The 15,714-nt window shown below is 70.9% G+C and carries 13 protein-coding genes; 2 read left to right on the top strand and 11 right to left on the bottom strand.

From position 1 onward, the window contains the following. Positions 1 to 84 precede the first annotated feature (84 nt). The 3 genes from ACTMTJ_RS30940 to ACTMTJ_RS30930 all read right to left on the bottom strand — a co-directional run bounded on the left by ACTMTJ_RS30940 (position 85) and on the right by ACTMTJ_RS30930 (position 5,406). Positions 85 to 489, bottom strand: a complete 405-nt coding sequence (locus ACTMTJ_RS30940) for a roadblock/LC7 domain-containing protein (RefSeq protein ID WP_441222138.1) — start codon at positions 487 to 489, stop codon at positions 85 to 87. Further along, a complete protein-coding gene (locus tag ACTMTJ_RS30935) occupies positions 486 to 3,926 on the bottom strand; it encodes a nitrate- and nitrite sensing domain-containing protein (protein ID WP_441222136.1) in 3,441 nt (1,146 codons plus the stop codon). The genes ACTMTJ_RS30940 and ACTMTJ_RS30935 overlap by 4 nt, the downstream gene beginning before the upstream one ends. A 415-nt stretch (positions 3,927 to 4,341) precedes the next feature. After that, positions 4,342 to 5,406: an adenosine deaminase gene (locus tag ACTMTJ_RS30930; protein WP_441222134.1), complete on the bottom strand. Its 1,065-nt coding sequence runs from the start codon at positions 5,404 to 5,406 to the stop codon at positions 4,342 to 4,344. 9 nt (positions 5,407 to 5,415) lie between these two features. Between ACTMTJ_RS30930 and ACTMTJ_RS30925 the strand changes: the two genes are divergently transcribed. Continuing rightward, positions 5,416 to 6,255: a putative RNA methyltransferase gene (locus tag ACTMTJ_RS30925; protein WP_441222132.1), complete on the top strand. Its 840-nt coding sequence runs from the start codon at positions 5,416 to 5,418 to the stop codon at positions 6,253 to 6,255. Here ACTMTJ_RS30925 and ACTMTJ_RS30920 read toward each other — a convergent pair. The 8 genes from ACTMTJ_RS30920 to ACTMTJ_RS30885 all read right to left on the bottom strand — a co-directional run bounded on the left by ACTMTJ_RS30920 (position 6,210) and on the right by ACTMTJ_RS30885 (position 15,050). Beyond that, on the bottom strand, positions 6,210 to 6,836 hold the full coding sequence (locus ACTMTJ_RS30920) for a DUF4272 domain-containing protein (RefSeq protein WP_441222263.1): 627 nt from the start codon (positions 6,834 to 6,836) through the stop codon (positions 6,210 to 6,212). The two genes, ACTMTJ_RS30925 and ACTMTJ_RS30920, sit on opposite strands and share 46 nt — an antisense overlap. A 426-nt stretch (positions 6,837 to 7,262) precedes the next feature. Continuing rightward, on the bottom strand, positions 7,263 to 8,549 hold the full coding sequence (locus ACTMTJ_RS30915) for a thymidine phosphorylase (protein WP_441222130.1): 1,287 nt from the start codon (positions 8,547 to 8,549) through the stop codon (positions 7,263 to 7,265). Further along, positions 8,539 to 9,222, bottom strand: a complete 684-nt coding sequence (locus tag ACTMTJ_RS30910) for a cytidine deaminase (RefSeq protein WP_441222128.1) — start codon at positions 9,220 to 9,222, stop codon at positions 8,539 to 8,541. The genes ACTMTJ_RS30915 and ACTMTJ_RS30910 overlap by 11 nt, the downstream gene beginning before the upstream one ends. A 9-nt stretch (positions 9,223 to 9,231) precedes the next feature. After that, a complete protein-coding gene (locus tag ACTMTJ_RS30905) occupies positions 9,232 to 10,503 on the bottom strand; it encodes an ABC transporter permease (protein ID WP_441222126.1) in 1,272 nt (423 codons plus the stop codon). A gap of 5 nt (positions 10,504 to 10,508) precedes the next feature. Then, entirely contained in the window at positions 10,509 to 11,768 is a 1,260-nt protein-coding gene (locus ACTMTJ_RS30900; RefSeq protein WP_441222124.1) for an ABC transporter permease, read from the bottom strand. Continuing rightward, on the bottom strand, positions 11,765 to 13,219 hold the full coding sequence (locus ACTMTJ_RS30895) for an ABC transporter ATP-binding protein (protein WP_441222262.1): 1,455 nt from the start codon (positions 13,217 to 13,219) through the stop codon (positions 11,765 to 11,767). Before ACTMTJ_RS30895 ends, ACTMTJ_RS30900 begins: the two co-directional genes overlap by 4 nt. Before the next feature lie 132 nt (positions 13,220 to 13,351). After that, the gene (locus tag ACTMTJ_RS30890; protein WP_441222261.1) at positions 13,352 to 14,422 is read right to left on the bottom strand and encodes a BMP family lipoprotein; all 1,071 of its coding nucleotides are present in this window, start codon (positions 14,420 to 14,422) and stop codon (positions 13,352 to 13,354) included. Between the two features lie 283 nt (positions 14,423 to 14,705). Further along, positions 14,706 to 15,050 (bottom strand): hypothetical protein, encoded by a 345-nt coding sequence (locus ACTMTJ_RS30885; RefSeq protein ID WP_441222122.1) that lies wholly within the window; start codon positions 15,048 to 15,050, stop codon positions 14,706 to 14,708. A 59-nt stretch (positions 15,051 to 15,109) separates the two neighbouring features. Between ACTMTJ_RS30885 and ACTMTJ_RS30880 the strand changes: the two genes are divergently transcribed. Next, on the top strand, positions 15,110 to 15,700 hold the full coding sequence (locus tag ACTMTJ_RS30880; protein WP_441222120.1) for a TetR/AcrR family transcriptional regulator: 591 nt from the start codon (positions 15,110 to 15,112) through the stop codon (positions 15,698 to 15,700). The last annotated feature ends 14 nt before the right edge of the window (positions 15,701 to 15,714 follow it).

Below are 15,714 nucleotides of genomic sequence, written 5' to 3'. Positions count from 1 at the left end.
CCGTTCACCCCCTCCTGTCGACCCGAACAAATCTCGAACAGAATCCGTGCATCAGCGGCCCCCCGTGTCGGACCGCTTGTGCGCTCAACCCAACATGCCCGCGGTCGTACGCGGAGCGGGCGTCAGCGCGTCGCCCACGCGGTCGACGAGCAGCGCCATCTCGTAGCCGACCTGGCCGACGTCGGAGCTGCGCGCTGCCAACACGGCGAAGGAGGAGCCGTCCGAGATCGACATCAGGAACAGGAAGCCGTTGTCCATCTCGACCACTGTCTGGAGCACCGCGCCGCCCTCGAAGCACCGCGCCGCTCCCTGGGTGAGGCTGACGAGCCCTGACGCGATGGCCGCGAGCTGGTCTGCCCGGTCGCGCGGAAGATCACGCGACGCTGCCAGCAGCAGACCGTCGGCGGACACCGCGACCGCGTGGGCCACGCCCGGCACCCGATCGGCGAAGTTGGCGAGTAGCCAGCCGAGATCCTGCGTTGTTGTCATCCCTCATGCTCCTTCTGGCCGCTCCCGGCCGCGGGGCCCAAACCGGTCTGCGGGGTCTCCCCCGAAGGTGTCGGCTGGTCGTCCTTGGGGTGCGTGCGACCACGCTGCACCCCTCGGTGGTACGCGGACAGCAGACCGCGCACCGCCTCTGGTGTACGACGCTGCACGGCAGCGGCGCCCTTGTCCACCCCACCGGGCACGAGCTGAGCCATCGGCACCCGCTTGGGGAGCCCGGCCTGGGTGGTCTCGGCGGCCGGCCGCTCAGCCGCGGCGCTGGCGGCGCGCCAGCCGTCGTCAGCGGCGGTCTGCCAGCCGCCCGCTGGCTCCCGGCGCGCGCCGTTGCCGTTGCCACCGGAGGGTGGCGGGACGGACGGGCGCGTGGCCGCGGCGGGCACCGGTGTGGCGGTGGGCGCGCTGGCCGTCGGGGTGCCCTGTGGGGCGGGGCTGGCCGGTCGTGCGGCGTCGACGGTGACGAAGTCACCGTTTGGCGCGGACGGTGTGCGCGGCTCCTCTGGCGCAGCACGCCGCCCGGTGCGGAACCAGGCCGACTCCAACTCGCGGAAGATCGGCAGCTCCATGGTCTCGTCTGCGAACCGCGGCTTGGCCGCCTGCCCGGCCTGTGCGGCGGTCGTCGGCCCCGTGGCCGCGGCCGGCGCCGGGGCGGTCGCCTCGGACGCGGGCGTGGCAGCGGCCGGCGGAGTGGTCGCGCTCGGGTCGTTTCGGCTGGTGACCTTGGGCAGCTCGGCGGTCATGTCGAGCGCCGCGGCGAGCTTTTCCGGGACCGGTGGCGTGGTCGTCGGGCCCGTCTCCGCCGCGCTGACCGGCGGCCAGGCCGGCGGCGCCGAAGAGGCCGGCACGACCGGCGGCGTGGCCTGGGTGGGCCGGGACGGGGTCACCGGTGGCGCCGACGCGGGCGGCGGCACCTGAGCCTGCGGCGGGACCGGCGGCGCGGAAACCGGCGGCACGGGCGGAGCGGACACCGGCGGCACCGGCGGGAAGCCGCCGCGCGTCTCCGGATTGGCCGGGATCTGGCGCGGGATGCCCGGCGCCGGAGGGGCGCTGGTCACCTCGCCGTCGACGGTCCAGTGGTCCTGCTGGCCCCGACGCTGCGGCAGCGGGTCGCCCGGCTGGCCGTTCGTCGGCGTACGCGGGCTGAACATCGTGCCCGAGCCGTTGGTGGTGCCGTTGGGCGCCGAGGCCGCGCCGGTGAGGTCGGACCAGGCGGGCATCGACCGCTGCGGCGGACCCGAGGGGCCGACCATGCGGCCACCGTTGAGCGGGGCGGGGTCGAACGGCCGCCCGGGCGGGACGGAGGGCGGACCACTTTCCAGGGCCAGCGGCGTGGGGCCCAGTGGCGGGCGCTGCACCGGCACCGGCATCGGCGTCGGCGGTGCGGTATGCGGGGTGCCCTGGAACTGCGGCACACCCGGCTCGTTGCGCCCGGAGAGCGCGCGCGGCACGAGCACCGATGTCGGCAGGGTCACGTCGGCAACGGTGCCACGCTCGCTAGCCGGCCGCAGCTCGACCTTGACGCCGTGGCGGGCGGCCAGCCGCGCGACCACGACGAGGCCCATCATCCGGGAAACGGCGACGTCGACCAACGGCGGCGTGGCGAGCCGCTCGTTGAGGTCGTGCATCTGGTCGGGCGTGATGCCGATGCCGCGGTCCTCGACGTACAGCACGGCGCGGTCGCCGACCCGGCGCGCCTCGACCATGACGTGCGAGTCGGGCGGCGAGAACGCGGTGGCGTTGTCGAACAGCTCGGCGACCAGGTGGACGAGGTCGTTGACCGCGCTGGAGGCGACCTCGATGTCGCGGTCGATCACGCCGAACTCGATGCGCGTGTAGTGCTCGACCTCGGACTGGGCGGCCCGCAGCACGTCGATGAGGGCGGCCGGCTCGCGCTGGACGCGGGTGGAGTCGGCACCGGCGAGGACCAGGAGGTTTTCGTCGTTGCGGCGCATCCGGGTGGCCAGGTGGTCGAGCTGGAAGAGCTCGGCCAGGCGGTCCGGGTCTTCCTCACCGCGCTCCAGCCGGTCGAGGTGGCCGATCAGCCGGTCGACCAGGATCTGCGAACGGCGGGCCAGGTTGACGAACATCGTCGCGACGGAGGCGCGCAGCGCGGCCTGCTCGGCGGCGGTGCGGACGGCCTCGAGGTGGACGGCGTTGAACGCCTCGGTCACCTGCCCGAACTCGTCCTTGCTCCGGACCGGCAGCGGCTCGGCGATCTGGTTGGCCACCTGCACCGGCGAGAGCTGGCTGGACAGGGCCGGGTCGCGGAGGCGGGAGACGGCCTGCGGCAGCCCGTACTGGGCGACGGAGAGCGCGCCGTGCCGCAGCTCGCGCAGCGACCGGGCCATCGAGCGGGCGACCGCCCAGGCGAAGAGGATCGCGAGCAGGAGGACGCCGAGCAGCACGCCGGCCTCGACGAGCAGCTGCTCGTACTCCTGGTCACGCAGCGTGGTGGCGCGGTCGACGATCTCGCCGTCGACGGAGGTCTCGACCTCGCGGACCAGGTCGGCCTTCGCCAGCAGCGCCGTATCCCAGCTCGCCGCGTCGAACGGCCGGTCACTCGTGTCGGAGCCGGCGAGGCTTTGCAGGTAGCCCGCGTAGCCCTCGACCTTGCGCAGGTCGGAGCCGGCGACCGTCTGGTCGAAGAACTCGCCGTCGGTGCTGGTGGCGACCGCCTTGAACGCCTGCACCGCCTGCTCCTGCCCGGTCTGCGTCTCGATGTACTCCCTACGCAGGTTGGGCGTGAACGCGCCGGTGCTGATGATGCTGAGGCCGACGATCCGCTCCTGGGAGATGAACTCCTTGTAGCGGGCGAGCGCGGCCCCGGCGCGCATCTGGTCGCCGAGGGTCGTGTCGCCGGCGAGCTGTGCCGCCGAGTCGCGCACCGAGATCAGGCTCGTGAGCAGCGTCGTGTAGTTGTTGGTGGTCTGGCTGAGCTGGAGCTTGGCGTTGGTCACCTGGCTGCGGATCGCGGGCAGGTCCGCGAGGCGCTGGTCGATCGTGGTGAGCGTGTCCCGGAAGTTGGCCGGGAGGTCGTCGGCGTTGAGCGCGTTGCGCTCCTGCTGGTAGGGCCGCTTGGTCTCGTCGACCGTCGGCTGCACCTTCGTGTACGCCTCGTTGTACCTCTGCTTGCCGGCCTGATCGGTGGCGCCGAGCAGCATCGCCGCGGCGGCCCGCTCGTTTTGCAGGTTGTGCACCAGAGCGCCGGATGCCTCGGAAAGCTGTGAGAGCGTGCGCGCTCGGTCGGCGTCGTTTGCCGTGCCGAGGTGCTCGATGAGGCCGTTGGTGCCGACCCCGATCGTCGCCAGCGTGGGCACGATCATGATCAGGCCAAGCTTGGACCAAATCGGGAGATCGCGAAGCCGGCCCAGCGGCCGGCGGAGACGCGACATGACAGAGTCCGCCGTCTTCGGCTGCTTACTCACGTCACCGCCCTCTCCAGCTCCGGCACCCGGCCCGTCAAACTGGGCACCGCTCATCGACCGACCCGGTCGGGTCGAACCCCCGAGATTCCATCACGACCCGTGTCAAAGAGAAAGGCCAGGTTCGCCCTAACCGTCCCCGCAATCGGGCGAAGGTAGCTATTGATAGCAATGCGTCCGCGCTCAATTACTGACTGTGACCGCACGTGCTGTCCAACTTGTCCCGCCTAGATCTGGGCCGTGATGACCACCTCGCCAAGGATGGCGACGCTGCCGCGTTGCCGACCATTGCCCGACCGGCCAACGACGGCAAGGCCGAAGTGCCGGTTTACGCACTGCGTGCATACCGCCAAGCAACCACTCGGTGCGCCCCGCCTGACCGAATCGCCACAGTTGAGGACCGGGCGGAGGCACCGTTCTACAACAACTTCGCGTAAGCGGGCTTGATGATCTCGTTGATGATCGCGAGGCGCTCGTCAAAGGGGATAAAAGCGCTCTTCATCGCATTGATCGTAAACCACTGCATTTCGGCCCAGCCGTAGCCGAACGCCTCCACCAGCAGCGCCATCTCCCGAGACATGGACGTGCCGCTCATCAGGCGGTTGTCGGTGTTGACCGTGACCCGGAAGCGCAGGTCGCGCAGCAGGCCGATCGGGTGCTCGGCGATCGACGGCGCCGCGCCGGTCTGCACGTTGGAGGACGGGCACAGCTCCAGCGGGATGCGCTTGTCGCGCACGTACGCCGCGAGACGCCCCAGCACGTCACCGGTGATGTCGTCGACGATCCGCACGCCGTGGCCCAGCCGGTCGGCGCCGCACCACTGGATCGCCTGCCAGATCGACGGCAGCCCGAAGGCCTCGCCGGCGTGGATGGTGAAGTGGAAATTTTCCCGCTGGAGGTACTCGAACGCGTCGAGGTGCCGGGTGGGCGGGAAGCCGGCCTCCGCGCCCGCGATGTCGAAGCCGACCACCCCGGTGTCCCGGTAGCGGACGGCGAGCTCCGCGATCTCCTGCGAGCGGGCCGCGTGGCGCATCGCGGTGAGCAGCGTGCCGATGCGGATCGGCCGGCCCGCGGCAGCCGCACGCGTCGCGCCATCGGCGAACCCGGCGAGCACCGCCTCGACCACCTGCTCCAGGGTGAGCCCGCGGGACAGGTGCTGCTCGGGGGCGAAGCGCACCTCGGCGTACACCACACCGTCGTCGGCCAGGTCGAGCGCGCACTCGGCGGCTACCCGGTGCAGCGCCGCCTCGGTCTGCATCACCGCGACCGTGTGCTCGAACGTCGCGATGTAACGCTCCAGGGACCTGGAGTCGCAGGCTGACACGAACCAGCTGGCCAGCTCGCCCGGGTCGGTGGCCGGGAGCGGATGGCCCACGTCGGCCGCCAGCTCGATGATCGTCGCCGGGCGGAGCCCGCCGTCGAGGTGGTCATGCAACAGGGCCTTCGGGGCCTTGACGATGTCCTCGTACGCGATTGCGACCATGGAAAGATTATGGACGCTGACGTGGTCGCAGAGCTGCGGTGCCCGGTTTGCGGCGAGCCGCTCGAGACCGCGCCCGGAGCGCTGCGCTGCCCGCACGGCCACAGCTTCGACATCGCCCGCCAGGGCTACGTCAACCTGAGCGCCGGGCGCTCCCCGCACCCGGGCGACACCGCCGACATGGTGGCGGCACGCGCCGAGTTCCTGGCCGCCGGGCACTACGACTTCATCTCGGCCGCCTTGGCGGAGGCGGCGTGCGCCGCGTACCAAGGCGGTCTGGTCCTGGACGCCGGAGCGGGCACCGGCCGGCACCTGGCGGCGGTGCTGGACGCCCTGCCGGCCGCGCCCGGTCTGGCCCTGGACGTCTCGAAGCCGGCGCTGCGCCGCGCGGCGCGCGCCCACCCGCGGGCCGGCGCCGCCCTCTGCGACACCTGGGGCCGGCTGCCGGTGGCGGACGGGGCGGCCGGGGTGGTGCTGGACGTGTTCGCGCCGCGCAACGGCCCGGAGTTTCGCCGCGTGCTGCGGCCGGGCGGGGCACTGCTGGTCGTGACGCCCGGTCCGGACCACCTCGCCGAGCTCGTCCAGCGGCTGTCGCTGCTCCAGGTCGACCCGGACAAGGCCGAGCGGGTGGCGGCCAGCCTCGACGGCCACTTCGCCCTCGCCGGCGAGACCGCGCTCACCCGCACCCTGACGCTCAGCCCACAGGAGGCGGCCACCCTGGTCGGGATGGGACCGAGCGCGTGGCACACCACCCCTGTGGCGCTGGACGGCCCGGTCACCGTGACCGCCTCGGTGCGGCTGGGCGTCTACGTGGAGAGGTCGACCTCTTCCCAGCCGGCCGGCGGATCGTGATAAGGCCCCCGGAAGATCACCGCCCACTCCAGGGCCCACCTCCGCTGGCCGATCGCGTTGGCGTCGATCTCGCCGGGCAGCGGCGCGCCGATCCGCTCGGCCTCGAGGTAGCCCCAGTCGAGGCAGTAGTAGAAGTCGAGCACGGTGGCGGCGTCGAGCGCCGAGCGGGGCGCGGCCAGCGTGCGCGAGCGCCACTCCGCGAACGTCTCCCCCGCGGGCAGGTTGGGCAGCAGCTCCACCAGCCGGTCGTCGGCGACCTGCTCCGGGTCGAGGTGCTTGGAGAGGCCGAGGAGCCAGGCCAGCGCGTACACGGCGTCGTGGTGCAGCACGAACGAGCGGTGGTCGCCACGCCCGCCCATCACGAACTGCCACTCCGGTGGCGTCACCTGGTCGACCAGGTGCGAGCCGAGCAGCCAGCTCATCGCCGCCTGGGGCGGCATACCGAAGCAGCGGGCGAGCACCACGTGCAAGATCGCGGCGCGCGCTTCGATCTCCGCGGTCGGCCGCAGCTCGACCTCGTCACCGGGCTCCCAGACCAGCGGAAAGTGCGGCGGCGGCTGCGGCAGCCGCAGGCGGCGCATCTCCTCGACGCTGGCCAAGCGCACGTGCCGCGGGTCGGGAGCCGGAACAGCCACTGGTCTACGTCCCTGCCAATCGTCGCAGCGCCCCCTGGCCTGGGAGAATAGCCGTTTCGGCCGAGCCGCACCACGCCCACTTCCCGATGGATCTCGGCAGCGGCGTTAGCGGTGGTCAGGGCCCGCGTCGCCGCACTCTGTGGGTGGCTTCGGCGGGCACCCCCCACCCAAAAGACAGATCTGAGCTACCGCGATGCCCGTCGTGGTCCGTGCCGTTGCTCCCGCGGCCGCACCCGTCCGCCGCTGGCCGCGCTCACCCCTTTTACCTCCAGTGTGATGGCCACAAACCCTTGGCTGGCTTCGCCGGCCTGGGTGAAGGTGGCCACCGCACTAGCTGCCTTCGTGGTCCGGGGCGGCGTCTCCATCTGGGACCTAGGCGATGCGTTCCATGACCAGGGCGCGCGGGCCCGGGGCGACGTCCGCGACCTCGACCGCGCTGGCCGCCTCCGCCAAGGCGGCGGGGATGCGGCTGGCGTCGTCGGCGCGCAGCTCGAAGAGGGCCTCGCCGGCGCGCACCGGGTCGCCGGGCCGCTTGTGCAGCACCACGCCGGCCGCGGCGCTCACCGGGTCTTCCTTGCGCGCCCGGCCGGCGCCGAGCCGCCAAGCGGCCACGCCGATCCCGAGTGCGTCCACTGTGGAGACGTAGCCGTCGCGGTCGGCGCGCACCGTCTCGGTCTCCCGCGCGACCGGCAGCGGCGCGGCCGGGTCGCCGCCCTGAGCGCGGATCATCGCGCGCCACGAGTCCATCGCCTTGCCGCTCGCCAGCACCTGCGACGGGTCGACGTGCAGCCCGGCGGCGGCGACCATCTCGTCGGCCAGCGCGAGCGTCAGCTCGACCACATCGGACGGTCCGCCGCCGGCCAGCACCTCGACCGACTCGGCCACCTCCACCGCGTTGCCGATCGCGAACCCGAGCGGCGTCGACATGTCGGTGAGCAGCGCGACCGTCGCGACGCCGTGTGCCTTTCCCAGATCCACCATCGTGCGGGCCAGCTCGCGGGCGTCGGCCGCCGACTTCATGAACGCCCCGGAGCCGACCTTGACGTCCAGCACGAGCGCACCGGTGCCCTCGGCGATCTTCTTGCTCATGATCGAGCTGGCGATGAGCGGGATCGCCTCGACGGTGGCGGTGACGTCGCGGAGCGCGTACAGCTTGCGGTCGGCGGGCGCCAGACCCTCGCCGGCCGCGCAGACGACCGCGCCCACGTCGCGCAACTGGGCGACGAACTCCTCGTTGGTCAGGCTCGCCCGCCACCCCGGGATGGCCTCCAGCTTGTCGAGCGTGCCGCCGGTGTGGCCGAGCCCGCGCCCGGACAGCTGCGGCACCGCGGCACCGCAGGCGGCCACCAGCGGCGTCAGCGGCAGCGTGATCTTGTCGCCCACGCCGCCGGTGGAGTGCTTGTCGACGGTCGGGCGGGACACCGCGGAGAGGTCGAGCCGCTCGCCGCTGGCGATCATCGCGGCCGTCCACCGGGCGATCTCCGCCGGCGTCATGCCGCGCAGGAGGATCGCCATGGCGAGCGCGGACATCTGCTCGTCGGCGACCTCGCCCCGGGTGTACGCGTCGACCACCCAGTCGATCTGCGCGTCGGACAGTGCTCCGCCGTCGCGCTTGGTGCGGATCACGTCAACCGCGGCGAAGCCCATCTCACTCTCCATTCGCCGGCGGGTCACCCTCGCCGACCCAGCGCATCTTGCCCTCTTCGTCGATCAGCACCACCCGAGGTGTACGCACCCGGCCCCACGCGATGGCGTCGTCGACGTTGCCCCAGGAGGGTGCCTCCTCCAGGATGCCGGTCTCCTTGCTGTCGGTGCCGGTGGAGCGGTCCCAGTAACCGGTCCAGACCCGCTGCCCGGCGGCCAGGTCGGGGTGCACGAAGACGGTGCCGCGCCCGCGCCACCGCAGCAGCCGGCTGGGTACCTTCGGCCCCTTCGACGCCTCGGCCGCGACGAGATCCTGCGGGCCGAACGCGTACGGCAGCAGCTCGTCGACCCGCAGCGGCCGGGGCACCGCCTCGACCAGGCACTCCGGGCCGCCGTGCTCGAACAGCAACTGCCGGCAGCGGCCGCACGGCATCAGCGGCTCGCCGTCACCGCCGACACACGAGACGGCGACGAGCCGGCCGCCGCCGGTCGCGTGCAGCGAGGACACCATGCCGCATTCGGCACAGAGCGTCACGCCGTACGACGCGTTCTCCACATTGCAGCCCACGACCACCCGCCCGTCGTCGACAAGCCCGGCCACCCCGACCGGGTAGTTCGAGTACGGCGCGTAGGCGTTGCGCATTGCTTCCACAGCCGCCACGCGCAGCTGCTCCCAGTCGATCTCCACGCGTCTTTCTTACCCCTTTATGTACGGCTTGCCATCAGCGGCAGGCGCGCGGACCCGGCCGACCAGGCCGGCGACAGCGAGGATCGTCGCCAGGTACGGCAGCATCGCGAGGAACTGGCTCGGGATCACGCTGTTGATCGCGCCGAGGTAGACGCCGAGCTGGTCGGCGAAGCCGAAGAAGAGCGCGGCCAGCAGCGCGCCCGTCGGGCTCCACCGGCCGAAGATCAGCGCGGCGAGCGCGATGAAGCCCTTGCCGCCGATCATGTTCTTGGTGAACGAGTAGAGCAGCAGCGTGTACGACGCGCCACCGATCCCGGCCACCACGCCGGCGAGCAGCACGTTGCGGTAGCGCAGCCCCAGCACCCGCACGCCGAGCGTGTCGGCCGCCGTCGGGTGCTCGCCCACCGACCGGGTGCGCAAACCCCAGCGGGTGCGGAACAGCCCGACGTGGATGACGAGCACGAGAACCAGCGCGAGGTACAGGAACATGTTGCTCTGGAAGAGCGCCGGCCCCAGCACCGGGATCTCCTTGAGCAGCGGGATGTCCCACTGGCCGAAGTGCGGCGGCTGGTTGTACTTGGCCTGGTCGGTCTGCATCAGCCGCTCGTAGAGGAAGCCGGTGAGGCCGAGCGCGAACAGGTTGAGCACGATGCCCATCACGACCTGGTCGACCAGGTAGCGGATCGTGAAGATCGCCAGCAGCAGCGAGATCAACGCGCCGCCGAGCGCCGCCGCGACGAGGCCGACCCAGGCGTTGGCCGCCATCGTGCCGACCAGCGCGCCGGCGAACGCGCCCATCAGCAGCTGGCCCTCGATCGCGACGTTGACCACACCGGAGCGCTCGCACAGCACGCCGGCGAGGGCGCCGAAGATCAGCGGTACGGCCAGCAGGAACGTGCCGCGCACGATGTTGACCAGCGGCATGAAGTTTTGCCCGGTGGGCGCGTCGCTGATCTGCCAGCACAGGAACGACAGGACCAGGCCGACGAGGCCGATGCCGAGCAGCCACGGAAACCACCGGTCGGCGAACATGGCGGCGCCCGCGGCGGCGGCGATCAGCCCGAAGAGGATCGCACCGACGATGCCGCCGATCGACAGCGCGGCGCCCTGAGCGTCGTCGCTCAGCGTGAACCGCACGGTCTGTGACGTGGCGAGCGAGCCGAACAGCACAGCGGCCAGCACACCGGCGGCGGCGAGGCCCGCGCCGACCTTTCGGGCGCGGGTCCAGAAGCCGGTCGCGACCGGTGCGACGACCGTGTCGTCGGCGGTGATCGTGGACACCGGGGTCACCAGCCCTTCGCCAAGCTCGTCGACAGGCGCGCGGCGCGGGCGGCCCGCAGCCGGAAGATCGCCTTCACCAGGGCCGGCGCGGCGATGAAGATGACGATCAGCGCCTGGAGCACGGTCACCAACTCCAGCGAGATGCTCGACACCGACTGCATCGTGTTGCCACCCGCGCGCAGCGCCCCGAAGAGCAGCGCGGCGAGCGCGACACCCCAGGGTTTGACCCGCCCGAGCAGCGCGACGAGGATGCCGTCGAAGCCGATCTGGGCCACCACCAGCGGGGTGAGCGCGTCGGCCGTGGAGCCGATGACCATGTTGGCCCCGCCGAGGCCGGCCAGTGCGCCGGAGATGACCATGACCGCGACATACGTGGCGGTCACGCTGATGCCGGCGGTCCGGGACGCGTCCGGGTTGTTGCCCACCGCCCGCAGCTCGAAGCCGAGCGTCGATCGGTCGAGCAGCCAGGCAACCGCCCAGACGGCCGCGACCGCGAGGACGATGCCGAGATGCACCCGCAGGTCGTCGCCGAGCAGCCGGGGCAGCTGGGCGGAGGAGTCGACCGGCTTGCTGATCGCGTCGGTGCGGCCCGGGTTCTGGACGCCCTTCTGGACGATGATCCAGGTCAGGAAGTAGATCGCGACGTAGTTGAGCATGATCGTGTTGATCACCTCGTGGGCGCCGGTGCGCGCCTTGAGGAAGCCCGGGATGAACCCCCACACCGCGCCGCCCAGCGCGCCCGCCAGCAGCGCCACGATCAGGTGGAGGACCGGCGGCAGCGGGATCAGGAAGCCGACCAGCGCCGCCATGATCACGCCGATGATCGCCTGGCCCTGCGCGCCGATGTTGAAGAGGCCGCCGCGGAAGGCCAGGGCCACCGACAGGCCGGTGAAGACCAGCGGCGTCGTGTACGTCAGCGTCTCCGAGATCGGCCGGAAGACCGGCACCCAGCCGCCGTCGCCGCTGATCCAGGCACTCACCGCGGACGGGTCGACGATCGAGCCCTTGAAGAGGTTGGCGTACGCCTCGCTGACGACTGTCCAGCTCGCCTCCAGCGCGTCCTGCGGCCGGGCGGTGAAGTAGCTGTACGTCTCCAGCACGTCGGGGTCGGAGATAATGATCAGGATGCCGCCGATGACGAGCGCGAGCACGACCGCCAGGATCGTGACGGTGACCGTGTTGGCGGCCCACAGGCCATGCAGAAACGCCTGGCCGAAGGACTCCCGCTCGTGCTGCTCCGGGGCCTTCTCCTCGGTGAGGCTCATCCTTCCTCCTGGACGACGCCGGCCATCAGGAGGCCGATCTCCTCGCGCGGGGTGTCGGGCGGGACGATAGCGAGGATCCGTCCCCGGTACATCACCGCGATCCGGTCGGCGAGGCCGATCACCTCGTCGAGCTCGCTCGACACCAGCAGCACGGCGGTGTCGATGTCGCGCTCGTGCACGATCCGGCTGTGGATGAACTCGATCGAGCCGACGTCGACGCCGCGGGTGGGCTGCGCGGCGATGAAGAGCTTGAGCGGGCGGGACATCTCCCGCGCCACGATGACCTTCTGCTGGTTACCGCCGGAGAGCGTGCCGACGGCCGATTCGTGAGACGACGTCCGCACGTCGAACTGGGCGATCCGCTCCCGGGCCGACTCCGCGATCGCGTCCGGCCGGAGCACTCCGCGCGAGCCGAAGGGCGGCCGGTCGTAGATGTCCAGCACGAGGTTTTCCGCGACCGTGAACTCTTTGACCAGCCCATCGACGCTGCGGTCCTCGGGCACGTACCCGACGCCGGCGCGGAGCACCTTCTTGGCCGACCAGCCCTCGATCCGCTGCCCGTCGAGCGTGACGGTGCCGGCCAGCACCGGGCGCAGGCCCATGATCGCCTCGACCAGCTCGGTCTGGCCGTTGCCCTGCACGCCGGCGACGCCGAGCACCTCGCCCGCGCGCACCTCGAGGTCGACGCCGGCGACCGCCTGGTGGCCACGCTCGTCGTTGACGACCAGGCCCGCGACCTGGAGGACCGGCGCGCCAGGCTCCTTGGCCTCCTTGGTCACGGTGAGGCTCACGCTGCGCCCCACCATCAGTGCCGCAAGCTCGTCGCGGCTCGCGTCGGGCGTGGCCGTGCCGACGGTACGACCGCGGCGGATCACCGTGATGCGGTCGGCGATGGCCTTGACCTCGCCGAGCTTGTGGGTGATGAAGACGATCGACTTGCCGGCGTCCTTGAGCGACCGCATCACGGCGATCAGCTCGTCGGTCTCCTGCGGGGTGAGCACGGCGGTCGGCTCGTCGAGGATGAGCAGGTCGACCTCGCGGGTGAGCGCCTTGACGATCTCGACCCGCTGCTGGATGCCGACCGGCAGGTCCTCGACCACCGCGTCCGGGTCGACCCGCAGGCCGTACCGCGTGGAGACCTCCTCCACCTCGCGGCGCGCGCGGCGGCGGTCGAGGAAGCCGACGATCCCGCCGCGCACGTTTTCCGCGCCGAGCATCACGTTTTCCGCGACGGTGAAGACCGGCACCAGCATGAAGTGCTGGTGGACCATGCCGATGCCGGCGTTGATCGCGTCCCGGGGGCTGCGGATCTGCACCGGCTTGTCATCGACCAGGATCTCGCCCTCGTCCGGCTGGAGCAGGCCGTAGAGGACGTTCATGAGCGTCGACTTGCCGGCGCCGTTTTCGCCCAGCAGGGCGTGGATCTCTCCTGGCTCCACCGTCAGGTCGATGTGGTCGTTGGCGACCAGCTCACCGAACCGCTTGGTGATGCCGCGCAGCTCGAGTTTCAGCGGAACCTCCCGGTCCGGGTGGTGACAAGGGCGCCCCCCATTGTGGGGGACGCCCTGATCACGAAGGCACGACTACTTGGGCTGAGCCGCCGAGGTGACCTTGACGGCGCCCGAGATGATGTCCTGCTTGAGCTTGTCGATCTCGGCCTTCAGCTCGGCCGGGACCTTGCTGTCGAACTCGTGGTACGGCGCGAGCGAGACGCCGTTGTTGGCCAGCGTGCCGAGGAAGCCCGGCGAGCTGGGCAGTGACTCGCCCTTGGCGCCCTTGGAGACGGCCTCCTTCACGGCGTCGGGGATGTTCTTGACGACCGTGGTGAGGAACGTCGAGCAGTATTGCTGGGCGCTCTCACACCCGTCGACGTCGACCCAGATCACGCTGAACTTGCCGTTGGACGCCTGCGCGGCCGCCGCGGTGCCGAGGCCGGCGCCACCGGCCACCGGCATGACGATGTCGGCACCCTGTGCGACGAGCGTGTCGCTCACCTTCTTGCCCTCGTCCTGCTTCACGAAGTCGTTGGTGAAGGAGCCCTTCTGCGTCTGCTTGTTCCAGCCGAGGACCTGGACGTTCTTGCCCTTGGCCTGGTTGTAGTGCGCGACGCCGTCGGCGAACCCGTCCATGAAGATGGTCACCGGCGGGATCGGCAGGCCGCCGTAGGTGCCGACCTTGCCCGCCTTCGAGTAGCCCGCGGCGAGGTAGCCGGCGAGGAACGCGGCCTGCGCGGTGTCGAACTGCATCGGGTACACGTTGGACACACCCGGGTTGGAGTCGACGATGCCGAACTGCTGGCTCGTGTTGGCCGACGCCACCTTCTTCGTGGCGTCGGTCATGAGGCCACCGACGGCCAGGATGAAGTTGCACTTTTGCGTCACGAAGCCGGTCAGGTTGGGCTCGTAGTCCGCCTCGGCGCTGGACTGGACGCTCTTCGGCTCGATGTTGCTATTTTCGCTGACGGCAGCCTGGATGCCCTTCCAGGCGGAGGTGTTGAACGAACGGTCGTCGATGCCGCCGACGTCGGTCACCATGCAGGCGGTGTACTTCTGAGCGGCTGGGCTCGACCCATTGCCACTCTCCTCGGGCGCGTCTCCACACGCGGCGGCGCTCAGCGCGAGCCCGCCCACCGCGAACAACGAGACGACCCGCATCCCACGCGCAGAGCGCAAGACGGTCTCCTTCCCCAAAGCACACCGCAAAGATTGCGGTGCTTCCACGGTCGGGAGCGTACGCTTCCGTACGCCCGACGGCTGAGATTCGTGCACTGTTGTTGAACCCCTGTTACCCGCCTGTGACCGGCAGGTTCAGAGATCACCAAACCGAACGCGAGCCGTGTTCCGGGTAGTAGAACAGGCTCCTGGGCCATCGGTAATACCCGGAGTGTCCAAAGCGAACCCGCTGACGCTCCCGCCCAGTCGTACTTTCCTCCAAGCGTCAGCGCCAGAAGACGGCGACCGCGGCGTTGACCAGCGTAAGCCCGCCGATCGCCAGGAAGTGGCCCTTGTTGACCACGTCGCGCTTGCGGGAGAAGAACACCATCACGAAGATCATCAGTGCGATGACCAGCTTGACGGCGAGCTTGGCCGGGGCCGGTTCGTCGTCCTCGTCGCGCAGCGGCGCGGCGAGCGCGATGCCGGTGACGAGCTGGGTGATCGAGCCCCAGAGCATCGGCGGGTTGATCCGGGTCGGCCCCGAGACGTACTGGACCACCACCCCGCCGAGCAGCAGCGCGAAGCCGATCAGGTGGGCGTACAGCAGGATGAGTCGCAGAGCCTCCACGGCCGGTGACAATACCGCCTCGCTTACGGAATGAGCATTCGTTTTATATAATTGCCGCCATGCCCCGAGTCTCGGACGAACACCTGGCCGCGCGGCGGCAGCAGATCCTCGACGCCGCATACACCTGCTTCAGCCGCAACGGCTTCCACAGCACGTCGATGCAGGACGTGATCGCCGAGGCAAACCTCTCGGTCGGCGCCGTCTACCGCTACTTCAAGAGCAAGACCGATCTGGTCACCGCGATCGCCGAGGCCGCACTGGAGGGCGCCGAGGACGTGTTCGGTGAGCTCACGGCGCACGAGCCGCCGCTGCCGCTGGCCGAGGCGATGGACCGCGCGCTCGGCTTCGCCGACTCGCAGACCGGCCCGCGCGGCGCGCTGCGGATCGCCATCCAGGTCTGGGCCGAGTCGCTGCGCGACCCGGCGCTGGCGGCGTTCGTCGCGGAGAAGTACGGCCGCTTCCGCGCGCTCTTCGCCGGGCTGGCCCGCCGCGCGCAGGAAAACGGCGAACTGCCCGCCGACGCCGACCCGGACGCGATCGGTGCGGCGCTGTTCGGCATGGTCCCCGGCTTCGCGCTCCAGCGCATCCTCGCCAACGGCCCGGATCGCAAGACGTACGCCGAGGCGATCCGGGTCCTGTTAAAGGGTTGAATCTCCAGTGGCTG

The organism is Phytohabitans sp. LJ34, assembly GCF_052068095.1.
Classification (GTDB): domain Bacteria; phylum Actinomycetota; class Actinomycetes; order Mycobacteriales; family Micromonosporaceae; genus Phytohabitans.
The sequence above is the reverse complement of the archived record's forward strand: the minus strand, read 5'-3'. Positions and strand labels throughout refer to the sequence as shown.